The 21004-nt window shown below is 63.8% G+C and carries 21 protein-coding genes, 1 pseudogene and 1 riboswitch; of the genes and pseudogenes, 10 read left to right on the top strand and 12 right to left on the bottom strand.

From position 1 onward, the window contains the following. Positions 1-182: 182 nt before the first annotated feature. Entirely contained in the window at positions 183-1676 is a 1494-nt protein-coding gene (locus M1D87_RS14595) for a sensor histidine kinase (RefSeq protein ID WP_123085207.1), read from the top strand. Then, entirely contained in the window at positions 1645-3072 is a 1428-nt protein-coding gene (locus M1D87_RS14590) for a sigma-54-dependent transcriptional regulator (protein ID WP_015270534.1), read from the top strand. Before M1D87_RS14595 ends, M1D87_RS14590 begins: the two co-directional genes overlap by 32 nt. A gap of 153 nt (positions 3073-3225) precedes the next feature. Here M1D87_RS14590 and M1D87_RS14585 read toward each other — a convergent pair whose 3' ends face one another. The 3 genes from M1D87_RS14585 to M1D87_RS14575 all read right to left on the bottom strand — a co-directional run bounded on the left by M1D87_RS14585 (position 3226) and on the right by M1D87_RS14575 (position 5607). Further along, on the bottom strand, positions 3226-3519 hold the full coding sequence (locus tag M1D87_RS14585) for a hypothetical protein (protein WP_123085199.1): 294 nt from the start codon (positions 3517-3519) through the stop codon (positions 3226-3228). Positions 3520-3603: 84 nt separating this feature from the next. After that, entirely contained in the window at positions 3604-4956 is a 1353-nt protein-coding gene (locus M1D87_RS14580; protein WP_015270532.1) for a GntP family permease, read from the bottom strand. 111 nt (positions 4957-5067) lie between these two features. Further along, the gene (locus M1D87_RS14575; RefSeq protein WP_421091796.1) at positions 5068-5607 is read right to left on the bottom strand and encodes a gluconokinase; all 540 of its coding nucleotides are present in this window, start codon (positions 5605-5607) and stop codon (positions 5068-5070) included. Positions 5608-5813: 206 nt separating this feature from the next. Here M1D87_RS14575 and gntR point away from each other — a divergent pair, with 206 nt between their 5' ends. The 3 genes and pseudogenes from gntR to M1D87_RS14560 all read left to right on the top strand — a co-directional run bounded on the left by gntR (position 5814) and on the right by M1D87_RS14560 (position 8480). Next, complete coding sequence (gntR, locus tag M1D87_RS14570; RefSeq protein WP_024087200.1) at positions 5814-6833, top strand: HTH-type transcriptional regulator GntR; 1020 nt, start codon at positions 5814-5816, stop codon at positions 6831-6833. 291 nt (positions 6834-7124) lie between these two features. Further along, positions 7125-7895 (top strand): annotated as a pseudogene (locus M1D87_RS14565) (PAS domain-containing protein); the annotation flags it as partial. A gap of 15 nt (positions 7896-7910) precedes the next feature. After that, a complete protein-coding gene (locus M1D87_RS14560) occupies positions 7911-8480 on the top strand; it encodes a methyl-accepting chemotaxis protein (RefSeq protein ID WP_230491509.1) in 570 nt (189 codons plus the stop codon). On the opposite strand, the gene M1D87_RS14555 is transcribed toward M1D87_RS14560, so the two are convergent. From M1D87_RS14555 to M1D87_RS14520, 8 genes are all read right to left on the bottom strand, one after another. Continuing rightward, positions 8455-11727, bottom strand: coding sequence for a transporter substrate-binding domain-containing protein (locus M1D87_RS14555; RefSeq protein WP_421091798.1), 3273 nt, complete (start codon positions 11725-11727; stop codon positions 8455-8457). The genes M1D87_RS14560 and M1D87_RS14555 overlap by 26 nt on opposite strands. A 13-nt stretch (positions 11728-11740) precedes the next feature. Next, positions 11741-12355, bottom strand: coding sequence for a response regulator transcription factor (locus M1D87_RS14550; RefSeq protein ID WP_123085201.1), 615 nt, complete (start codon positions 12353-12355; stop codon positions 11741-11743). Positions 12356-12574: 219 nt separating this feature from the next. Next, the gene (locus M1D87_RS14545; protein ID WP_013972792.1) at positions 12575-12817 is read right to left on the bottom strand and encodes a DUF1272 domain-containing protein; all 243 of its coding nucleotides are present in this window, start codon (positions 12815-12817) and stop codon (positions 12575-12577) included. A gap of 66 nt (positions 12818-12883) precedes the next feature. After that, positions 12884-13636 carry a precorrin-4 C(11)-methyltransferase gene (cobM, locus tag M1D87_RS14540; RefSeq protein ID WP_123085202.1) on the bottom strand — a complete coding sequence of 251 codons (753 nt, stop codon included), beginning with the start codon at positions 13634-13636 and terminating at the stop codon, positions 12884-12886. A gap of 31 nt (positions 13637-13667) precedes the next feature. Then, positions 13668-14054 carry a cobalamin biosynthesis protein gene (locus M1D87_RS14535; RefSeq protein WP_123085203.1) on the bottom strand — a complete coding sequence of 129 codons (387 nt, stop codon included), beginning with the start codon at positions 14052-14054 and terminating at the stop codon, positions 13668-13670. Continuing rightward, on the bottom strand, positions 14054-14740 hold the full coding sequence (locus M1D87_RS14530) for a CbtA family protein (RefSeq protein WP_421091797.1): 687 nt from the start codon (positions 14738-14740) through the stop codon (positions 14054-14056). Before M1D87_RS14530 ends, M1D87_RS14535 begins: the two co-directional genes overlap by 1 nt. Positions 14741-14749: 9 nt before the next feature. Then, positions 14750-14938: a CbtB domain-containing protein gene (locus tag M1D87_RS14525; RefSeq protein WP_003258255.1), complete on the bottom strand. Its 189-nt coding sequence runs from the start codon at positions 14936-14938 to the stop codon at positions 14750-14752. A gap of 93 nt (positions 14939-15031) precedes the next feature. Continuing rightward, positions 15032-15254, bottom strand: a riboswitch (cobalamin riboswitch). A 411-nt stretch (positions 15255-15665) separates the two neighbouring features. Beyond that, positions 15666-16145, bottom strand: a complete 480-nt coding sequence (locus M1D87_RS14520) for a GNAT family N-acetyltransferase (RefSeq protein WP_003260330.1) — start codon at positions 16143-16145, stop codon at positions 15666-15668. A 133-nt stretch (positions 16146-16278) separates the two neighbouring features. Here M1D87_RS14520 and M1D87_RS14515 point away from each other — a divergent pair, with 133 nt between their 5' ends. The 5 genes from M1D87_RS14515 (at position 16279) to M1D87_RS14495 (ending at position 20342) form a co-directional block, all read left to right on the top strand. Beyond that, positions 16279-16899, top strand: a complete 621-nt coding sequence (locus M1D87_RS14515) for a LysE family translocator (RefSeq protein WP_015270522.1) — start codon at positions 16279-16281, stop codon at positions 16897-16899. 21 nt (positions 16900-16920) lie between these two features. Beyond that, complete coding sequence (locus M1D87_RS14510; RefSeq protein WP_123085286.1) at positions 16921-17805, top strand: alpha/beta fold hydrolase; 885 nt, start codon at positions 16921-16923, stop codon at positions 17803-17805. A 120-nt stretch (positions 17806-17925) separates the two neighbouring features. Continuing rightward, the gene (locus M1D87_RS14505) at positions 17926-18813 is read left to right on the top strand and encodes a pirin family protein (RefSeq protein ID WP_232880478.1); all 888 of its coding nucleotides are present in this window, start codon (positions 17926-17928) and stop codon (positions 18811-18813) included. A 154-nt stretch (positions 18814-18967) separates the two neighbouring features. Next, positions 18968-19897: a DNA-3-methyladenine glycosylase family protein gene (locus M1D87_RS14500; protein WP_123085288.1), complete on the top strand. Its 930-nt coding sequence runs from the start codon at positions 18968-18970 to the stop codon at positions 19895-19897. A gap of 184 nt (positions 19898-20081) precedes the next feature. Beyond that, the gene (locus M1D87_RS14495; RefSeq protein WP_024087193.1) at positions 20082-20342 is read left to right on the top strand and encodes a DUF1652 domain-containing protein; all 261 of its coding nucleotides are present in this window, start codon (positions 20082-20084) and stop codon (positions 20340-20342) included. 18 nt (positions 20343-20360) lie between these two features. Here the strand turns inward: M1D87_RS14495 and M1D87_RS14490 are convergent, their stop codons facing one another. Further along, the gene (locus M1D87_RS14490; protein WP_123085289.1) at positions 20361-20975 is read right to left on the bottom strand and encodes a Yip1 family protein; all 615 of its coding nucleotides are present in this window, start codon (positions 20973-20975) and stop codon (positions 20361-20363) included. Positions 20976-21004 lie beyond the last annotated feature (29 nt).

The following is a 21004-nucleotide window of genomic DNA, read 5'->3' as shown; positions in this document are numbered from 1 at the left end:
CGATTGATAATAAAAGATAAATTTAATTGGTATGTTGGCTGGCTGGGTTCTTGCAATGTGACAGGCAGAGCGCGACACACGACAAATGGCGGCTGCGGCTGCACGGGTGAAGTGCTATCAATTGGCTACTATTTGTCGCCTTGATGCATTTCTGAATGGACGCCCTGGGCGGGAAGCACGCGATGCAGATGCTGGATAAAGAAGTTCCTGACAAGGCCAGTACTACCGCCAACGGTGTGGCCGTGCCATTGCGCGAATTCAACCTGCTGCGCTGGTTTTCGGTCATAAGCCTGCTGATCATCGCCTCGGTGGCGGGCGGGCTGGGTTATGTGTCGACGCGTTTCGTGGTGCGCGACAGCGTCGAGCGCGATGCCATGCTCACCGCCCAGTTCATCCAGGCCATGGCCCAGGCCGAAGTACGTCATTCGCAGTTGCCGCCGGGCACCACCATGGGCGAGTTGCTTGACCCGCGCCTGGACCAGCAGCACTTGCAGTTCACCCCGGAGCTGGCCGAATCGACCCGGGTCGAGTTCCTCGACCATGTGGAGCACCTGCCGGACACCTTGCTGGCCAACGTCTATGCCCGCGACCGCACCATTGTCTGGTCGACCAACCGGGAGCTGATCGGCAAGCGAATCGAGGCCGATGGTGACCTGGACCGCGCCTTCCGCTCGCGCAAGGCGGTATCGGCCAGCTACCACCAGGCCGAAGATGACCGCGAAGAGCAGAAGTTCCAGCGTGAACCGCGCTATCTGTTCATCGAGAACTACATCCCGCTGTTCGACAGCCAGGGCGAACAGGTGCTGGCCATGGTGGAAGTCTACAAGGAGCCGCAGGACCTGGTGTGGCGCATCCAGCGCGGTTATGTGCTGATCTGGGCTTCTACCCTGGTGGGCGGGGCGCTGGTCTACTTCGGCCTGTTCTGGATCGTGCGCCGCGCCGCGCAGCTGCTGCACCTGCAGCAGGACCGGCTGGTGGCCAGTGAAACCTATGTGGCCCTGGGCGAGATGTCCTCGGCCGTGGCGCATAGCTTGCGCAACCCGCTGGCCAACATTCGCTCCAGCGCCGAACTGGCTCAGGAAATCGCCAACCCCGCGGCGCAGAAGAACATCACCGACATCATCAGCCAGGTCGACCGCATGTCGCGCTGGGTGCGTGACCTGCTGGTGTCGCTGCGCCCGACCAGTGACGATGCCGAGGCCGTGGACCTGGTGACGGCCATCGAGGACACCCACCTGGCCTTCGCCCAGCAGATCGAACGCAACGGTGTGCACTTCTGCTACGAAGGCCCCCGGTCACAATGGGTGGCCAGCCAGCCGCTACAGCTCACGCAGATTCTCAACACCCTGTTCTCCAATGCCCTGGAAGCCATGCCTGAGGGTGGCATGCTGTGCGCCCAGGTCAATGTGCAGGATGGGCAGCGTGCCGAGTTCGTCCTTAGTGACACCGGCAACGGCATGAGCCAGCAGCAGGAACGGATGGTGTTCAAGCCGTTCTACACCACCAAGCAGGGCGGCCTGGGTGTAGGCCTGGCCCTGGTCAAACGCATCATGGAGCGTTTTGGCGGCTCGGTCAGCCTGAGCAGCCGCGAAGAGGAAGGAACCCGCGTCAGCCTCACATTCAATATCGCAGCGGGAGGGGACCATGGAGCACAGTATCCTGGTAGTCGAGGATGATGAAATTCTCGCCGACAATATTCGCACCTACCTCGGCCTCAAGGGCTTCGAGGTCACCGTGTGCCACAGCGCGGAGCTGGCGCTGGAGCAGATAAAACGGGGCCAGCCCGATGCGGTGCTGACCGACAACTCGCTGCCGGGCATGAGCGGGCACGACCTGCTGCGTACCTTGGTGGCGCAGGTGCCGGACCTGAAAGTGATCATGATGACCGGCTATGGCAACGTGGAAGATGCCGTGCAGGCAATGAAGGAGGGCGCCTTCCATTACCTGACCAAGCCCGTGGTGCTGGCCGAGCTCAAGCTGACTCTGGACAAGGCGCTGGCCGCCGAGCGCATGGAGCGCACGTTGTCGTTCTACCAGGAGCGCGAGGCGCAGAAGTCCGGGTTGCAGGCATTGATCGGTGAATCACCGGCGATGCTCACCCTCAAGCACACCCTGCGCCAAGTGCTGGATGCAGAACGGCGCATGGCCAGCGACGACCTGCCACCGGTGCTGATCGAAGGCGAGACCGGTACCGGCAAGGAGCTGGTGGCCCGCGCCCTGCATTTCGATGGTTCGCGCAGCAAGGGGCCGTTCATCGAGTTCAACTGCGCCTCGATCCCGGCCAACCTGCTGGAGGCCGAGCTGTTCGGCCACGAGAAGGGCGCCTTTACCGATGCCAAGGAGCGCAGGGTGGGCCTGGTGGAGGCTGCCGATGGGGGCACCTTGTTCCTCGACGAGATTGGCGAGATGGACCTGGTGCTCCAGGCCAAGCTGCTGAAGTTGCTGGAAGACCGCAGTATCCGCCGGATTGGCGCGGTGAAGGAGCGCAAGGTCGACCTGCGGGTGATCAGCGCTACCAACTGCAACCTGGAGCAGATGGTGCAGCAGGGCAAGTTCCGCCGCGACCTGTTCTTCCGCCTGCGTATCATTGCCCTGAAAGTACCGCGCCTGTATGCCCGCGGGCAGGACGTGCTGCTGCTGGCGCGGCATTTCCTGGCCCATCATGGCCGGCGTTATGGCAAGCCGAACCTGCGCTTTTCCGCCGAGGCGGAAAGCCTGATGCTCGGTTACAGCTGGCCAGGCAACGTGCGCGAACTGCGCAACATGCTGGAGCAGACCGTGCTGCTGGCGCCGAACGAGGTGGTGCAGGCGCACCAGCTCAACCTGTGCATGACCTTGATCGACGAGCCGCTGGTGCAGCAGGCGGCGCCTGCGGTGTTCGAAATGCCTCGGCACGAACCCGAACCCGGCACCAGCCTGCCGGACATGGAACGTGACCTGGTATGCAAGACCCTGGACCGCACCGACTGGAACGTGACCAAGTCTGCGCGCATGCTCGGGCTGTCGCGGGACATGCTGCGTTACCGGATCGAGAAGCTGGGGCTGACCAGGCCGGACAAGCGCCAGTGGTGAGCAAAGGGGGCCCCTGTGGGAGCGGCTTTAGCCGCGAACACCGGCGCAGCCGGTGCCATCACCGCGTTGGATTCTTCGCGGCTAAAGCCGCTCCTACAGGGATTGCGGCAACTTTTGGAATTTGAACAAGACAGTTGCATTCAGGGGCATTGATCAACGCTGATTATCGGCTGCTCCCTGCCGCCCGGTACCTTCCGAGCCACTGCCATCCATCCCTGGCAAATCCCGGTTGTCATTCTGTTGAGCTGGCGGGCTGTCCGGGTCGTTGCCCTTTATGCGTGGGTCTGTGTCCCGCGGCAAGGGCTTTTCGATCGGGTTGAGGGTGCTGTCCGCACCCGGCTTGGGCGCCGGGTTGTGCGGGTCGTCGGGGTAGGTGGGGCCGGTGCCGGCAGCAATGGCCAACGGCGCGACGAGCAGGGCAATCAGCAGGATGCTTGAGCGGGGCATGGCAGGCTCCTTTGCTTCTGGTAGGGCTGATACTTCCCTTCGGCCCTACCCGAAGCTTCAAGGTGCCATTACCCCGATCAACGGTTACACCACCAGCGAAAGCAACATGATGAAGATGATGCCGACGATCGACAGGATGGTCTCCATCATGCTCCAGGTCTTGAAGGTTTCCGCCACGGTCATGTTGAAGTACTGCTTCACCAGCCAGAAGCCTGCGTCATTGACGTGGGACAGAATCAACGAGCCAGCGCCGGTGGCCAGCACCAGCAGCTCACGGTTGACCCCCGGCACCAGGTCGATCACCGGTGCAACGATGCCCGCACCGGTAATGGTGGCGACCGTGGCGGAACCGGTGGCGATACGGATTACCGCTGCTACCAGCCAGGCCAGCATGATGGGCGAAATCTCCGCCTGTACGGCCATCTGCCCGATCACGTTGCCCACGCCGGTGTCTACCAGCATCTGCTTGAAGCCGCCGCCGGCACCCACGATCAGCACGATCGCCGCAGTCGGTGCCAGGCTCTGGTCGAGCATCTTCATGATCTGCTGACGGTTGAAGCCACGGGCCGAGCCAAAGGTGTAGAAGGCCAGCAGCAGGGCAGCGAGCAGGGCGGTGATGGGGTGGCCGATCAGGTCCATCCACTGGCGCACGATGTGCTCGGCAGGCAGCACCACGTCGGCGAAGGTCTTCAGCAGCATCAGCACCACCGGCAGCAGCACGGTGACCAGGGTGATGGTGAAGCTCGGCAGATTGCCCTGGTCGGACTCCTTGGCGATCTGGTCCATCAGCTCCTGGGACGGGGTGCCCGGGATGTAGCGGGAAATGAAATTACCGAACAGCGGGCCGGCGATGATGGCGGTAGGCAGCGCCACGATCAGGCCATAGAAAATGGTCTTGCCGATGTCGGCATGGAAGATGCCGATCGCCAGCAGCGGGCCCGGGTGTGGGGGCACCAGGCCGTGCACCACCGACAGGCCGGCCAGCAGTGGAATGCCGATCTTGATCAGCGATACGCCGGAGCGTCGGGCAACGATGAACACCAGCGGGATCAGCAGCACGAAGCCGATCTCGAAGAACAGCGGGATACCCACCAGGAAGGCGGCGAACATCATCGCCCAGTGCACGTTCTTCTTGCCGAAGGCGCGGATGAGGGTTTGCGCGATCTGATCGGCCCCCCCGGAGTCGGCCATCAGCTTGCCAAGCATGGTGCCCAGGGCGAGCACGATGCCGACGAAGCCCAGAACACCGCCAAAACCGTCCTGGAACGATTTCATGACCTTGGCCACCGGCATGCCGGAGGTCAGGCCAAGGAAGCCGGCCGCGATGGTCAGTGCGACGAAGGGATGGACTTTGAAGTGGGTGATCAGCAGGATCAGTCCGACGATGGTAACCAGCGCGTCGAGCAGCAGGAAGGTATCAGTAGCCAGTCCGAACATGGTTTGAAGGCCTCGGTCTTATCGTTGTTTTGGCGTAGCTTTTTTGCAAATTTGCTTGCGCTTGAGGGGCAGGGTAGCGCTGTCTCGGTTGGGCCGGGAAAGCCGCCTGGGTCAGGCGGTTTGTGCCAGGCCCGGCTCACTGCGGCCCTTTAGCCAGCTGTCCACCGCTTCGGCAAGCGCTTCGATGGGCTGGGTGGCGTCGAGCGCCAGGGTCAGGGGTTCGCCGTATGGCGGCTCAAGGGCAGCGAATTGGCTATCGATGAGGCTCGCCGGCATGAAATGCCCGGGGCGGGCCAGCACGCGTTTCTCCGCCTCGGCGGGTGACAGCTCAAGGAACACGAACACCAGCCCGGGCATGGCGTCGCGCAGGGAGTCGCGATAGCGGCGCTTGAGGGCCGAACAGGTCAGGATCGGACGTTCCCCGGCCTGGGTCGTGGCTTGCAGTTCCTGACCAAGACGCACCAGCCAACCGGCACGGTCGCTGTCGTCCAGGGGGATGCCAGCGCTCATCTTGCGGATGTTTTCGGCAGGGTGGAAAGCGTCACCTTCGATCAGGCGGCCGCCGCTTCTGGCAGCGATGGCAGCGCCGATGCAGCTTTTGCCGCAACCGGCCACGCCCATCACCACGATGGCGGACAGGGGAGAATTCATCAGTACCTCCTGCGGGTGAGATAGCGCTGTCTCGTTGTCGACGAACAGCCACCTCCCCGGTGTTATTGGTCTTGTCCCTACGCAGTATGGACGCTTGGCGGCGAGCGCGCGTTGGCTGCTGCCAAAGATTACATTGCCTGCGTCCTGAGACAGCGCTACCTTAGTGGCCGTTCCCTTTCCTTGCAAGTAGTAAAATTACAACATCCATGTCCCGCACCGGCTCCCGTACCACAGGTCGTCCCACCCTGGCAGAAGTTGCCAGGCTTTCCGGGGTTTCCCCGATTACCGCCTCGCGCGCCCTGCGTGGGGTCAGCACGGTTGCGCCGGAGTTGGTGGAAAAGGTCGTTGCTGCCGCAGCGAGCCTTGGCTACGTGGCCAACCCGGCGGCCCGTGCCCTGGCTTCGGCGCGCAGCCAGTCGGTGGTGGTGTTGATCCCGTCGCTGTCCAACCAGCTGTTCATCGACACGCTGGAAGCCATTCATGAGGTCATGCGCCCGCGCGGGCTCGAGGTGCTGATCGGCAACTATCACTACGATCTTGCCGAAGAGGAGAACCTCATCCGCAACTACCTGGCCTATCAGCCCTGCGGCATGCTGCTGACCGGTTTCGAGCGCAGCGAGGCATCGCGGCAGATGCTGGCGGCCAGTGGCGTACCTTGTGTGCACATGATGGAACTGAATGGCGAAGCTGGTGCATTGTCCGTCGGCTTCTCGCAGCAGCAGGCCGGGCGCGCCGCCGCCCGCCACCTGATCGAGCGCGGGCGCAAGCGCCTGGGGTTCATTGCCGCACAGCTGGACCCACGAGTGATGCAGCGTGCCGAAGGGTTCCGCCAGGCGTTGGCCGAGGCCGGCTTGCAGGCGACCGAGCTTGAAGTGCTGACGCCGGAGCCTTCTTCCATTGCCTTGGGCAGCGAGTTGTTCAGCCAACTGATGCGGCAGGCGCCGGATGTCGACGGTATCTTCTTCTGCAACGACGACCTGGCCCAGGGCGCGGTGCTGCAGGCATTGCGCCAAGGGGTGGAGGTGCCGCGGCAGGTGGCGATGGTCGGTTTCAACGACCTGCCGGCTTCGGCGCACATGGTGCCGCGGCTGACCTCGATTCGCACGCCTCGCGCCGCTGTGGGGCGCGGTGCTGCGCAGGCGCTGCTGGCGTTGCTCGATGGCAAGCGGGTGCCGAATGCGCAGCAGGACCTGGGCTTCGAGTTGATGGTGCGGGAGAGTTCCTGAGTTTGTCTTGAGTGGTGTGGTGGTTTCGAGACCGAGCGCCGCCCGCGCGGCGCTTCGCAGCACAAGGCTGCTCCTACATCTGTTTCAGGCCAGTCACGCCTGTGCCAGTGCACGCGACCGCCTTGTTCGTACAACCCGATATCGAGCCATGCGCCGGAGCGTTCGCGCACAAACCTCACAGAATAATTGGCCCGAAACTGATGTAGGAGCAGCCTTGTGCTGCGAAGCGCCGCGCGGGCGGCGCTCGATCTCACAGGCGCCACAAAAACCACGACTTACGTCAGGCGATCTATGCTCAGGACACCGCGCATACAGGAGCCCGGCGTCATGTTCGATTTCCACCGCAAGTCCGATCTGGTCGAAATCCAGCGCAGTCATCAGGCATTGGCCAGCTTGCAGGCCAAGCTGGCGGCGATCAGCCGCTCCATGGCAATGATCGAGTTCACCCCCGACGGCACGATCCTCGATGCCAATGAGCGCTTCTGCCAAGCCATGGGCTACAGCGCCGAGGAGTTGCGCGGCAAACATCATCGGCTGTTCTGCGACCCTGGCTACGCGAAAAGCGCCGAATACCAGCAATTGTGGCGTGAACTGGGGCAGGGCAAGGCCATCAGCGGTACCTTCGAGCGCATCGACAAGGCCGGCCGCGAAGTCTGGCTGGAAGCCAGCTACATGCCGGTACTGGACGAGCAGCGCCAGGTCACCAGCGTTATCAAGGTGGCATCCGACATCAGCCAGCGAGTGATGGAGGAGCACGAGAGCGAAAGCCTGCTCAAGGCCATCAGCCGCTCCATGGCGGTGATCGAATTCACCCCGCAAGGCCGGGTGATCAAGGCCAACCAGAACTTCCTCGACACCATGGGCTATCGCCTGGACGAGGTGGTCGGTCGCCATCACGGGCTGTTCTGCCTGGCGCATGAGCGCGAATCGGCCGAGTACCGCGAGTTCTGGGCATCGCTCAACCGCGGCGAATACCACTCGCACCGTTTCGAGCGTGTCGACAAACATGGCCAGACGGTCTACCTGGAGGCCTCCTACAACCCGATCTTCGACAGCAAGGGCCGCTTGTACAAGGTAGTGAAGTTCGCCAGCGACATCACCCGCCAGGTCAGCACCCAGCAAAGCGCGGCCGATGCTGCCCATGCCAGTTCGGTACAGACCGATGCCTGCGCGCGCAAGGGCACCGAGGTCGTACAGCAGGCGGTACAGGTGATCGAGCAGATTTCCCATGAACTCAACGACGCGGCACGCAGTATCGATGCGGTGAGCAAGCAGTCGGATGTGATCGGGCAGATAGTGCTGACCATCCGTGGCATTGCCGACCAGACCAACCTGTTGGCTTTGAACGCAGCCATCGAGGCGGCCCGCGCCGGCGAGCACGGGCGCGGTTTTGCCGTGGTGGCCGACGAGGTGCGCAGCCTGGCGGCGCGAACCAGCAAGGCTACCCTGGAAATCGTCGACGTGGTGCGGCAGAACCACGACCTGTCGCTGTTGGCCGTGGCCAGCATGCAGTCGAGCCTGAAGCGTACCGGCCATGGTGTGGCGCTGGCCAACGAAGCCGGTACGGTGATCATGGAAATCCAGCAGGGTTCACGGCACGTGGTAAACGCTATCAGCCAGATCAGTTCGACGCTGCAATTGCACTGAGCACATCGCCCAGCTCGTCCAGCAGGGTCTCCAGGCTGGCCTGTAGTTGCAGGCGAAGGTCAACCGTCGGCAGGCCTTGGTCGTGGGCCTGCTCGATGGCTTCGCAATCCTTGACCAGCGTGCGTACCTTGAGCATCTTCGCCCCACCTTTGATCCGGTGAGCCAAGGCGCGCAAAGTTTCGCCGGGGGCGTCTGCTGGCAACGCCCGCAAGGTGGCCAGGTCTTCGCTGACGCTTTGTGACAACTGCTGCAGCAAGTTCCGCGTCAGTTGTTCGTCGTCCTGGGTCAGGTGGCGCAGTTCGCCAAGGTTGAACCCGCTGGGGCGCCGTGCTGTCGGCTGCTGCCGGTGGTGGGCGTGGGGCAGGTGGGTCTTGAGCGTACGCAGGCCGATGGGTTTGAACAGGCATTCGTCCATGCCGCTGGCCAGGCAGCGGGAACGCTCCTCGGCCTGGGCGTTGGCGGTGACGCCGAGAATGCGGCATGCCGCCAGGCCGCGTTCGCCCTCGAGGCTGCGGATACGGCGGGTCAGTTCGTGGCCGTCCATGACCGGCATGCTGCAGTCGGTGATTACCAGGTCAAAGCGCGCAGCCTGCCAGCGTGTCAGCGCGATTTCCCCGTTTTCCGCCAGCGTGACCCGATGCCCCAGGGTATGCAGTTGCCGCTCCAGCAGCAGCAGGTTGGCGGGGTAGTCGTCGACCACCAGTACGTTCAAAGGGCCGCTGCTTGTTTCCAGCACAGGGTCGTGCTGATCGGCATGCACCGGTGCAGCGCAGGCGGGCAGCTGCAGGCTGACCTGCACCTTGGTGCCAAGGCCTTCGACGCTTTGCAAGTTCAAGGTACCGCCCATCAACTCGGCCAGCGTGCGGCTGATGACCAGTCCCAGGCCGGCGCCCTGGCGTGCCCGGGGGCCGTCGGCCTGGACGAACGTATTGAACAGCCGGGCCTGGTCGGCTGGGCTGATGCCGATGCCGGTGTCTCGCACACTCAGCTCCACTGCCAGGCTGTCAGTGTCGGTGGGCGAGGGCAGTAGCAGGCTGGCCTGGACTTCACCGCTGTCGGTGAACTTGATGGCGTTGCTGATAAGGTTGGACAAGACCTGCTTGAGGCGCAGCGGATCAGCCAGCACCCACACCGGCGCGGCGGGCAGTTCGCTGTGCAGGTGCAGGCCTTTGGCCCTTGCATTGCCTTCGAACACCCGCACGGTGGCGCGTACCAGTTCTACCAGGTTGGTGGGCACTGGCTGCAGGGTGATATGCCCGGATTCGATACGGGAAATGTCGAGAATATCGCCGATCAGCTCAAGCAGGCCAATGGCCGAATCGTGGGCGGTCTGCAGGGTCTGGGTGTCGCAGCGGCCGCCGCGGCTGTCTTCCAGGGCCAACTCCAGCAGGCCGATCACGGCATTCATCGGGGTACGGATTTCATGGCTCATGGTGGCCAGGAAGGTGCTTTTGGTCTGGCTGGCCTGTTCGGCGTCGTCCTTGGCCTGGCGCAGCTGTTCAAGCAGGCCGCGGCTAAGCGCAAGTTGCGCTTGCAGGGCATGCTGGGCCTCGGTGCGCTGGTTGATCAGCTTGCGCAGGTAGCTGTTCCAGAACACCACCCCGGCCAGCAGCAAGGCCGACAGCACCAGCACTTGCAAGGCCAGCGTGCGGTAGTCGCGCCAGGGGCTGTCACTGACCAGGGTGGTGGTGCGCCAGCGGTTGATCAGCTGGTCCAGCTCTTCGGGTGGAATGCTCAGCAGCGCCTTGTCGAGGATTGCCTGCAGCTGTGGCTGGTCCGCGGCCACGGCGAAGGCGGCGATGGCCGGGTCGTCGTCGAGCACGCTGGCAATGCGCAGGCGGTCCTTGAACACATGGCTGATGTAGTAGGCGGCATTGATATGGCTGCTCAGGGCGACGTCGGCGGCACCGTTGGCCACGGCCTCCATCAGGCCGAGCGGGTTGTCCACCTCGACCATCCTGGCCAACGGGTAGCGTTGTTGCAGCACGGCCCGTTGCGGCGAACCGCGTACCAGGGCGATGCGCATGCCATCCAGCGCCATGGCCTGCGGCGGTGATGCATTGTCGCCACGGGTGACCAGCACCCGTGGGCTGACCAGGTAGGGACGGGTATAACGCAGTTGTTTCGAACGGTCTGTGCTGTAACCCAATGCGCCGATCATCTGCGCATCCCCGCGTGCCAGGCGCTCGATCATTGCTTGCGCCGACGGGCTTTCGACCGGCTTGAAATGCAGCCCCGTGCGCAGCGAGATCTGCTTGAGCAGCTCGAGGGTGATGCCGCTGGGGCGGTGCTTGGTGTCGTTGAAGGTCAGTGGCGCCAGCGAAGTGTTGACCAGCACGCTGACGTTGGGGTTGGCAGCTATCCAGGCTTCTTCTTCGGCGGTCAGGGCGGTGAGGTGGCGCTGCAGCAGCAGGCTGGTGTTGCCACTGCTCCAGCGGCGCAGGATATTCAGGCGTTCGCTTTCGCTGATACGCGCCAGCGCCTTGTTGACCAACTGTTGCAGACGCGGGTTGTCACTGGCCATGGCAAAGGCAAACGCGCCAGGGGCAACCTGACAGAAGTGGTCGATCTTCAGTGTGCCCTGGTAACTCTTGCCAATCGCGAAGTCGGTACTGATGGCATCGCCCAGGTAGGCGTCGGCCTCGCCCAGTTCGACGGCGGCCAACCCGGCCAGGGTCGAGCGATACAAGCTCAATTGCGCCTTGGGGTACAGGCTGCGGACGCTGCTGGCCGGCAGGTAATGATCGACCATGGCCAGGCGCAGGCCCGCGAGGTCGGGGGTGTTCTTCAGGCTGCGCCCCTCGCGGGTGACGATGACCGGCAGGTCGTCGGCGTAGCTTGAACTGAGGCTGAGCTGGGCATCCGCTGCCTCGAAGGCGTTGGAGCTGCCCAGCAGGTCGATACGGCCGTCGCGTAGCGCAGCGATGGCTTCGTGGCGGCTGTCGTAGCGTCGTACTTCAATGGTGGTGCCCAGCTGTTCAGCGATGATACCTGCGTAATCGGCGCTGAGGCCTTCATAGTCGCGCTGGCTGACATTGATTTCCAGCGGTGGGTAGTCGGGGCGCGAACTGCCAAGTACCAGGTGCTGGCGTTGCTGGAGCCATTGCCGCTCTTCGCTGGACAGCGCGAGCGGGGCGGCGGCGCTGACCGAGCGTGCCAGCAACTGGCGGGGTTCGCTGTTGGCCAGCAGCGCGCCGGAATTGGCCAGGCCGATGACCAGAAGGGCGCTTGCCAGCAGGCGCTTCATTGCCACCGAGCGCTCAGTAGACGCTGTTGCGCTTGGCCAGGTCGACCATCTCAACCAGCGATTCGGTCTTGAGCTTTTCCATGATGCGGCCCCGGTAGGTGCTGATGGTCTTGGCACTGAGGTTCATGCAGGTGCCGATATTCTTGTTGTTTTCGCCGCGCGCCAGGCGTCGCAGCACTTCCATTTCCCGGTTGGACAGGCTGTTCAGGCGCACCGGCTCGCTTTCCAGCGAGTTGCTGTTGACCGACATCTGCGGAAAGGTCGAGTAGCCCTTGACCAGGGCCTTCAGGGCAAACAGCAACGCTTCGTGGTCTTCTTCCTTGGTGACAAAAGCGCCGATGCCAGCATCCAGGCAGCGCCGCACATACAGGTCGGTGGCCTGGCCGGTCAGCACCATGATCTTGGGCGCCGGCTCCAGGCATTGCAGGCGCTTTATCACTTCCATGCCATCCAGGCCGGGCAGGCCGATGTCGAGAATTACCACATCCGGTCGCAGGTCGCGGGCCACCTGCGCCACCTCGCTGCCATTGCCGACCTCGCCGACAACACGGAAGCGCTCGCGTTCGAGCAACAAGCGCAAGGACAGCCGGACGATGGGGTGGTCGTCGACGATCAGCACGGTAGTCATGAAGAAAACTCCTGTCAGGATGTGGTCCGCTTCCTGGATCACTCAGGAATACGTCTGCAAGTGGGGTTATCGGAAGCGCTGCACGATACGACCATTCCCGAAGTTTGGTAATGCCGAGTATAGAAGTGTTGAAAGTCCACGTGCTTGTTGTTGAAAAGTCCTACAAAAAGTGGGAAAGACATCACCCTGGCAAAGCGGCGATGCCTGTTTTTGTAGTCGTCATGCGCAGGCGGAGTGTGATTTGCTCACGCGCTGGGTTGAGGCGGGGTTGTTGGCCAGTGCCTGGCCGACCCGTGTCGGGCGTGCCACCAACTGGCCGGTGCAGTTCGGGCAGCGGCCCTGGAAACGGGTTTCGGCGCAGGTGCGGCAGAAGGTGCATTCGAAGGAGCAGATCAGCGCATCGGGGCTGTCACCCGGCAGGTCGGTATCGCAGCACTCGCAGTTTGGGCGTAGGTCCAGCATGGGCATGACTCCTGTTTGCAGGCGGGAAACCGGAGTCTGCTACGCCTGCGGCGAACCTGGCAATGCTCAGTCGCCAGGGCGATACAGGTGGGCGTGCCCGGCGCGATACAAGGCCGATTCGGCAAACGGTGTGTCGCCCAGCACATGGCCCACAAGGATCAGCGCCGTGCGCCGGAAATCCTTGGCCGCGACGCGTTCCACTATATCACCGAGGGTACCGCGCACCCAGTCCTGGTCCGGCCAGGTGGCACGATGCACCACCGCCACCGGGCAGTGCGTGCCGTAGTGCGGCAGCAGTTCTTCGACGATACGCGACAGGTGCTTGACCCCCAGGTGAATCGCCAGGGTGCTGCCATGGCGCGCCAGCTCGCCCAGCTGCTCGCCGGGCGGCATCGGCGAGCTGTCACCATAGCGGGTGAGGATAACGGTCTGAGCTACCTGGGGCAGGGTCAGTTCGCAGCCGAGCAGGGCGGCGCTGGCCGCCGTGGCGGTGACCCCGGGGATGATCTGGTAATCGATGCCCAGCGCCTGCAGATGGCGGATCTGCTCGCCGATGGCGCCGTACAGGCTGGGGTCGCCACTGTGTACCCGAGCTACATCCTGGCCTTGCTCATGCGCACTGCGCATGGCGGCAATGATCTGTTCCAGGTGCAGTTCGGCGCTGTTGATCACGGTCTCGGCCTGGTGGCCCTCAAGCACGGCGGCCGGCACCAGCGAGCCGGCATAGATGATCACCGGGCACTGGCGGATCAGCCGTTGGCCCTTGACCGTGATCAGTTCCGGGTCGCCGGGGCCGGCGCCGATGAAGTAGACCGTCATGGAAAGTCCTTGCAGGAAAGAGGGGAAACGTTCAACAGGCCAGGGCGAGGGTAGCCGGGCCCAGTACCTGGCGTGTCAGCAGCAACCTGGCGGTGCCAACTCGCTGGCTGGCCAGGGCCAGTGCCGCACTCTCCGCCACGCCCCAGCAGCCACAGTGGGCATGGGCAGCGGCGGAACGGTGGCTGAGTCGGGGTTCGTAGGGTTGCAACTGCGCGGTATCGTACAACACCAAAGGCAGACCGAGGCGTTCGGCCAGTTGCTGCAAGCCGGGTTCGTCGGCCTTCAGGCTGATGCTGGCGATGCCTTGCAGGTCAGCCAACGCCAGGCCCTGGGTGGCCAGGGCCTGGCGTAGCAAGATTTGCAGCGTATCCGCCGGGCAACCCCGACGACAGCCGAAACCGGCGTAGAAGGCAGGCATCAGGCCTGGCTGGAGCGCCGGAACAGCCAGGCGCTGAGCAGGCCCAGGGCCAGCCAGAATGCGGCGTTGGTCAGCCAGGAGGCCACTTTGAACTGGGTTTCCAAGGCGGCGGGGGCCAGGCTCTCGTGCACTTCGGGTTGCGGCGCACCGATCACATGGGGAATGACCAGCAGCACAGCGCCCAGCGCCCTCAGCAACCAGTGGCGAGCGAACACCAGCAGGGCCAGGCCCAGCGCGGTGGCACTGGCGGTGCCGATCCACCAAGCCTGGCGTTGCCCCAGGTCGGCTGCGGCAGTACCTGGCAGTTCCGGCGGCAGGCCCAGGGTCGGGGCCAGGCAGAACACAGCGAAGCCGGCCAGGCCCCAGAGTGCGCCGGTGCCGGCTCGCTTGGGTTCACGCAGGCTGTACAGGGCGGTGAGAATCAGGGCGAAGCCGACCGCGACTACCAGGTTGCCGCCGGTGGTGGACAGCACTCGCTGCCAGCCGTCTTCAGGTGCCCAGGCTTCGGCGCTGTGTTCATGCGCTGCCACTTCGCCAACATGCTCGTGCTCGGCAACGGGGGCCGAGGATTCGTAGGTTTCTGCCTCGAGAATCAGTGGGGCGACCCAAAAGCTCTGCAGCAGGGTCAGCAGCAAGGCCGCCAGCAACCCGCTGAAGCCCGCGGTGCGGGCAATGCGTGTGATCATCGGGCGTACTCAGTGGCAGGGGAATGCGGCGCTGTGGCGGGTGTCGTGGGCGGCGTTGTGCACGGCCTCGATGTGCGAAAAGCCGGCGAAGTACACCAGACACAGGCCCAGCAGGCTGGCGCCGATGGCGATGACGACACGCTGGCTGAGGGTGACGGGGGTGGTAATGCTGTGTTGCTTGGCGCTGGTGACGGGCATGACGCGTTCCTCTGCTTTTTGTGGGCAACGGGCAAGCGCGGCAGCCCCGAGCGTGGCAGCCCAGGGGAATGCAACAGCGCCCGCCCACCGCGGGGTGTTCATGAACGCCAGGCCGGTCTCCGGGCTTGCGAGGAGGAGCCAGGCTCCTGGAAAGCGTCACCTTCCCATGCCGGGGATCAGGCACAGTGGTACAGACGCTTCGCTCGCTTACCGTTGCGGGGGCAGCACCGGCCTTGTCCGGCCCTGCTGGAGGGCCTGTGACGCACCGGTTTCCCGTTTCACCCCCATCGGGGGCACCTGAACGCGAGGCATAAGGAGACCATGGGGCGGGGCTGGCGTCAATTGCCCTGATGGTAGGGCTTTGGTTTTGCAGTGCCTGGGAGATCGAGCGCCGCCCGCGCGGCGCTTCGCGGCACAAGGCCGCTCCTACATCTGTTTCGGGCCAGTTACTCCTGTGAGTTCACCTCTGTCCGTCTTGTTTGTTCCATTCCGATATCGAAGGGCGCACGACTGCTCCTCATCAATCTTCAGCCAAGCACCAAGGCGGCAACCCACTTGGCACAGGAGTAATTGGCCGGAAACAGATGTAGGAGCGGCCTTGTGCCGCGAAGCGCCGCGCGGGCGGCGCTCGATCTCACAGGCGCTGAAAAGCTCAAGGCATGCACACTCAAGCCCTCATGTAAGCCGGTTCGGCCTGTAGTGGTCTATGCCGTGAGCATCCCCCCGGTCAGCCCCGGGCAAACGCCGCCAGCTTCTCGCCATCCAACCGGTAGCGCACCCACTCATCCTGCGCTTCGGCCCCCAGCTTCTGATAGAAGCCGATAGCCGGCTCGTTCCAGTCCAGTACGCTCCATTCCAGCCGTCCGCAATTCTTCGCCACCGCCTCGCGGGCGATGTGCCGCAGCAATTGCCGTCCGGCACCGTCGCCGCGCTGCTCGGGCGTTATGTACAGGTCTTCCAGGTAGATGCCGTTGCGCCCGAGCCAGGTCGAGTAGCTGTAGAAATACACGGCAAAGCCGATTGCCCGGCCATCGCGCTCGCACATCAGGCTATGCACGGTGCTGCCCTCGCCAAAAAGGCTGTGCTCGATATCGGCAACGCTCGCGATCACCTCGTGGCGGGCGCGTTCGTACTCTGCCAGTTCGGTGATGAAGGCAAGTATCTGCTCGGCGTCGGCGCGAACGGCAGGACGGATGGTGAGGCTCATGGGACGGCTTCCTTGATCTGATGGTAGCGGTACAGCGATGTGTATCTACACAATTTAGTGAAACTGTATCGGTCGCAGAGGAGAGCGACTCCGTTAGTGTGACAGCACCCATAAAAAAAGTGGATTGCCTGCCATGCTTGCCTCTGCCGACCTGCTGACCGCCTTCGTGCTGTTCGCCTTCGTGTCTTCCATTACTCCTGGCCCCAACAACACCATGCTGCTTGCCTCTGGGGTGAATTTCGGTGTGCGTCGCTCGATCCCCCACGCCCTGGGCATCAGTGTCGGTTTCATGGTGATGGTGCTGGCTGTCGGCCTGGGCCTGGGCGAGGTGTTCAAAGCCTGGCCGGCGCTGTATACGGTATTGCGTTACACCGGTGCCGCCTACCTGCTGTACCTGGCCTGGAAGATCGCCACCTCCGGGCCGGTCGGCACAGCTTCGTCCAGTGCCCGCAAACCGCTGGGCTTCTGGGGAGCAGCGGCATTCCAGTGGGTCAACCCCAAGGCCTGGGTGATGGCAGTCGGGGCAATCACCACCTACACGCCGGCGCAGGGCTATGTGACCAACGTCATTGTCATTGCCGCCTTGTTCGCCCTGGTCAACCTGCCGAGCGTCGGGGTGTGGGTGATGTTCGGCAGCGCCCTGCGCAACTTGTTGCAGAACCCGCGCTGGCTGATGCTGTTCAATGTCCTGATGGCCTTGTTGCTGGTGATTTCACTGTACCCGCTGCTGTTTGTAGAATCAGCGTTTTCCTGACCCCGCGAGTACAGTAAGCCGATGCAGTTGATCCCCTGGTCTCACGAATGCGCCGAAGGCTTCACCCTGCGGGGCTGGCGAACCCCGGCCAGTGGCAAGCCGTTGCTGCATTTTCTGCACGGCAACGGCTTCTGCTGCCTGGCCTACCAGCCATTGCTGATGCGCCTGGGCGAACATTTCGACCTGTGGCTCAGCGATGTGCAGGGCCATGGTGACAGCGACCATGGCGGGGTGTTCCGTGGCTGGAACCGGACCGCTGCGTTGGCGGTGGAGGCTTTTGCAGCCGGGCGAGGCGAGTATGGTGACGTACCGCGCTTTGCCGTCGGGCACAGCTTCGGTGGCGTGCTCACCGGCCTGATCCTGGCCAGTGAACCGCAACTGTTCGCGCGTGCCGTTCTGCTCGACCCGGTACTGTTCAGCCGGCGCATGCTGGGCGTGATGGGGATGGCAGCCCTGGTCGGCTTGCACCAGCGCCATGCCCTGGCGCGCAAGGCTGCCAGCCGTCGCAGCCACTGGCCCGACCGCGAGGCAGCCCTGGCATCACTGCATGGGCGGGGTATCTTCAAGGGGTGGACCGATGCGGCGCTGCGGGCCTACGTGGAGCATGCCATTGGCGACTGTGGCGAAGCGGTGGTGCTCAAGTGCCGGCCCAGCCGCGAAGTAGAAATATTCAGTTCGTTCCCCAAGCGCATGTGGGCGAGCCTGGCGGCAATCCGTACGCCCACGCGGGTGCTGTACGGCGAGCACACCTACCCCTTCGTACCGCATTCGGTGAATCGCCTGGTGGCACTCAACCCTAAGGTCAGCGGCAGGCAGGTTGCAGGTGGGCACTGCTTCCTGCAAGAGCATCCTGAGGCGTGCGCCGAACAAGTGCAGGCCTTCCTGCTGCAGGCACCGGCGGGATAGTTTTTCCAGACAGCTGGCTGTGGATTGTCCTTTAAATGAGACGATGCATGCCATTTTAGCCGGCTATTGCCTGATTGGTCTCACTGGTAAGGTTATCTCAACCAAGAGAGGAGCCTTCTCATGAAAACGATTCTGGGTATTCACCGCAGCCCCCACGCCCACTGGGTAGGTGATGGTTTCCCGGTGCGCAGCCTGTTCACCTACGACAACCTGGCCAGCAAGATCAGCCCGTTCCTGCTGCTGGACTATGCCGGCCCTCATGACTTCACCCCGACCAGTGCGCGGCGCGGCGTTGGCCAGCACCCGCACCGCGGCTTCGAGACCGTGACCATCGTCTACCAGGGCGAACTGGAACACCGTGACTCCACCGGCGCTGGCGGCTTGATCGGCCCTGGCGACGTGCAGTGGATGACTGCTGCCAATGGCATCATCCACGAAGAGTTCCATTCCCCAGGTTTCGCCCGTTCTGGCGGTACGCTGGAGATGGTACAGCTGTGGGTCAACCTGCCGGCGCGGGACAAGCGCGCAGCGGCCGGCTACCAGACGCTGCTGGCCAAGGACATCCCGGTGGTGACGCTGGACGGCGAGGGCGGCAGTCTGCGAGTGATTGCCGGTGACTATCGTGGGCATTCGGGGCCGGCGCGGACCTTTACTGCGATGGATGTCTGGGACCTGCGCCTGAATGCCGGTGCAGCCTTGCAGCTGCCGGTTGCCGCCGGGCGCAATGCGGCGCTGGTGGTGTTGCGCGGCAACGTGCGGATCAACGGCGAGCGAGAAGCCGGCCCATCCAGCCTGGTGCTGTTTGACCGGGGCGGCGAGGATGTCGCGGTCGAAGCGCTGGAAGGTGCCAGCTTGCTGCTGCTAAGCGGTGAACCGATCGATGAGCCGATCGTGGGCTATGGCCCGTTCGTGATGAACAGCCAGGCGGAAATTGCCGAGTCGTTCGACGACTTCCATGCCGGTCGGTTCGGGCAGATGCAGGAAGCGCGGGACGGTGCGGCGCATTGATCCTGGTTGATTGAATGGCTTGTCCGGCCCTATCGCCGGCAAGCCAGCTCCCACAGGTACAGCGATGCTCCCGAGATTGTCGCTGTACCTGTGGGCGCTGTCTTGCCGGCGATAGGGCCGGTACAGGTATTACATTTGCTGGCATGATGCAGCCATGCCAAAGCTCACCCCCCTGCACGCCGTACGCCGATCATTGCCCACCCCCGGCCACCACACCTTGTGGCTGCGCTACCGTGCCCCTTACCACTGGCCCTCGACCCTGGCCTTCCTCGCTGCCCGCTGCATCCCCGGCATCGAGACCTGCCTCGACGGCACCTACCGCCGTACCCTGGTAATTGCCGGCCGCCACGCCGTCTTGCACGCCAAACCTTCGGGCAGCCAGTACCTGCGGGTCCGCCTTGAAGGCGTCCCGGCCCACGCGCTACCCGGCCTGACCGCCAGGCTGAGGCGGGTCTTCGACCTCGATGCCGACCCCGCGCGCATCAATGCCGAACTGTCCCGCGATCCGCTGATGGCCCGCCTGCTACAGGAGCGCCCAGGCCTGCGCGTGCCACAAGGCTGGGACGCCTGCGAACAGGCCATGCGCACTGTGCTGGGCCAGCAAGTCAGTGTGGCTGGGGCCATGACCCTGGCCGGCCGCCTGGTGCAACGCCACGGCGTGCCCTTGCGCTGGCCCGCACCTGGCCTGAGCCACGTATTCCCGGCGTTGCCGGTATTGGCAGTTGCGAAGTTCGATGGCATGGGCATGCCGCGAGCGCGCGCCGCCACCCTGGGCACGCTGGCCAATGCATTGCTCGCCGAGCCCAGTTTGCTGCGCCGCGGGCAGGTGCTGGATGAGTTGCTGCGCAACCTGTGCCAGCTCAAGGGTATCGGCCCCTGGAGTGCGCACTACCTGGCATTGCGCCAGGCCGGCGCGGCCGATGCCTTGCCGCTGGGCGATGTGGCGCTGATCAAGGCGTTGCGCCTGCTCGAAGGCGAGGATGCCCAACTTGCGCAACGAGCCCTGGCGTGGCGACCGTGGCGAGCCTATGCGGCACAGCATCTTTGGGCATCGCTGGGGCCTGCCGGGACCGCTCGTCGCTAAGTCTGCCATTGCGTTCGAACGCGCAGCCCGCGCAGGCAATCTTCCACTAAGGTGCTAGAGGATTCCCTGCATGATCATTGCCCAGGCGCATGAGCGCCTGCCTCGGCATGCGCAATATCAATTGGCACCTCGCCCAACAAAGGCGTACTCACACAACAGGCCATCCCAAAGAGAGGGTCGTACCATGTCGTTGATAGGAGTTTCGATGCTAGAAATGCGGCAGATGATCGAGCAGGCCTGCCTGCCCGACCGTTGCGAAGTCAGCTGCACGGATGGCGCCAACCTGACCATACGCCTGGGTCAGGGCCAGAGCCTCGACGAGGGCGTGACCCTGAGCGGGGTCCCCCTGCAAAGCCTCAACAGTTGCCGTGATCTGGTCAACCTGGTGGGGCAGCTGCACGCGCTGCGTGACAGCCACCCGGCGACACTCAAGGCGATTGCCTGAGGCGCCTGCCGCGCCCGGTCAGCCCACGCTGGCCGGGCGCACATATTCCGGCATCAGGCCGTTGAACCAGAACAGGATCATCGCCACCAGGATGGTGACCAGCAGCAGTAACCCCACCCCCCACACGCAGGTCGCGAACAGCATGGCCTGTTCCTTCTTCAGCCGCAGAAAGGTCTGCAATCCGCCATACAGCAACACGCTGGCATACGCCGAGGCAGCCAGCAGTGCCGCCAGCGCCAGCCAGCGGATCGGTAGCAGGCCGACCACCCCGGCAAAGAACCATGGTGTGGCGCAGTAGGCGGCAAAGCCGATGCACTGGTTGAGGCTGGGCTTTGCATCGAAACCGCGCGACATCCAGCGGATCATCGTGCCCATCAACATTACCCCGACGACCGTTGTGGCGTAGAGCAAGCCCGCCAGTTGGGCGGCGCTGGTCATGCTCAGGCGCACCCGTTCCTCGGCCGCCAGGCTCCAGCCGAAGGTGGTCGTGCCGACGAACAGGCACACAGCGGGGATCAGTGCCAGAGCCAACAGGCGCGGCAAATATTGCTGCGGGTGGTCTTCCTCGGCCCGGCGGATTTCCAGCCAGGCGTCGGCGGGGTGAGTGAAGAGCTTGAGCAACGGACTGTTCATTGACGTTCTCCGCGTTCTCCGGCAGGCAT

The sequence above is a fragment of the Pseudomonas sp. SA233 genome (assembly GCF_054792385.1).
Note: the sequence above shows the minus strand (reverse complement) of the source record. Positions and strands in the feature narration are given on the sequence as shown.

What these genes read in the sequence shown, in the direction of transcription:
- M1D87_RS14595 (WP_123085207.1), top strand. Translation starts at nt 183, where the DNA reads ATGCAGATGCTGGATAAAGAAGTTCCTGACAAGGCCAGTACTACCGCC.
- M1D87_RS14590 (WP_015270534.1), top strand. Translation starts at nt 1,645, where the DNA reads ATGGAGCACAGTATCCTGGTAGTCGAGGATGATGAAATTCTCGCCGAC.
- M1D87_RS14585 (WP_123085199.1), bottom strand. Translation starts at nt 3,519, where the DNA reads ATGCCCCGCTCAAGCATCCTGCTGATTGCCCTGCTCGTCGCGCCGTTG.
- M1D87_RS14580 (WP_015270532.1), bottom strand. Translation starts at nt 4,956, where the DNA reads ATGTTCGGACTGGCTACTGATACCTTCCTGCTGCTCGACGCGCTGGTT.
- M1D87_RS14575 (WP_421091796.1), bottom strand. Translation starts at nt 5,607, where the DNA reads ATGAATTCTCCCCTGTCCGCCATCGTGGTGATGGGCGTGGCCGGTTGC.
- gntR (WP_024087200.1), top strand. Translation starts at nt 5,814, where the DNA reads ATGTCCCGCACCGGCTCCCGTACCACAGGTCGTCCCACCCTGGCAGAA.
- M1D87_RS14555 (WP_421091798.1), bottom strand. Translation starts at nt 11,727, where the DNA reads ATGAAGCGCCTGCTGGCAAGCGCCCTTCTGGTCATCGGCCTGGCCAAT.
- M1D87_RS14550 (WP_123085201.1), bottom strand. Translation starts at nt 12,355, where the DNA reads ATGACTACCGTGCTGATCGTCGACGACCACCCCATCGTCCGGCTGTCC.
- M1D87_RS14545 (WP_013972792.1), bottom strand. Translation starts at nt 12,817, where the DNA reads ATGCTGGACCTACGCCCAAACTGCGAGTGCTGCGATACCGACCTGCCG.
- cobM (WP_123085202.1), bottom strand. Translation starts at nt 13,636, where the DNA reads ATGACGGTCTACTTCATCGGCGCCGGCCCCGGCGACCCGGAACTGATC.
- M1D87_RS14535 (WP_123085203.1), bottom strand. Translation starts at nt 14,054, where the DNA reads ATGCCTGCCTTCTACGCCGGTTTCGGCTGTCGTCGGGGTTGCCCGGCG.
- M1D87_RS14530 (WP_421091797.1), bottom strand. Translation starts at nt 14,740, where the DNA reads ATGATCACACGCATTGCCCGCACCGCGGGCTTCAGCGGGTTGCTGGCG.
- M1D87_RS14525 (WP_003258255.1), bottom strand. Translation starts at nt 14,938, where the DNA reads ATGCCCGTCACCAGCGCCAAGCAACACAGCATTACCACCCCCGTCACC.
- M1D87_RS14520 (WP_003260330.1), bottom strand. Translation starts at nt 16,145, where the DNA reads ATGAGCCTCACCATCCGTCCTGCCGTTCGCGCCGACGCCGAGCAGATA.
- M1D87_RS14515 (WP_015270522.1), top strand. Translation starts at nt 16,279, where the DNA reads ATGCTTGCCTCTGCCGACCTGCTGACCGCCTTCGTGCTGTTCGCCTTC.
- M1D87_RS14510 (WP_123085286.1), top strand. Translation starts at nt 16,921, where the DNA reads ATGCAGTTGATCCCCTGGTCTCACGAATGCGCCGAAGGCTTCACCCTG.
- M1D87_RS14505 (WP_232880478.1), top strand. Translation starts at nt 17,926, where the DNA reads ATGAAAACGATTCTGGGTATTCACCGCAGCCCCCACGCCCACTGGGTA.
- M1D87_RS14500 (WP_123085288.1), top strand. Translation starts at nt 18,968, where the DNA reads ATGCCAAAGCTCACCCCCCTGCACGCCGTACGCCGATCATTGCCCACC.
- M1D87_RS14495 (WP_024087193.1), top strand. Translation starts at nt 20,082, where the DNA reads ATGTCGTTGATAGGAGTTTCGATGCTAGAAATGCGGCAGATGATCGAG.
- M1D87_RS14490 (WP_123085289.1), bottom strand. Translation starts at nt 20,975, where the DNA reads ATGAACAGTCCGTTGCTCAAGCTCTTCACTCACCCCGCCGACGCCTGG.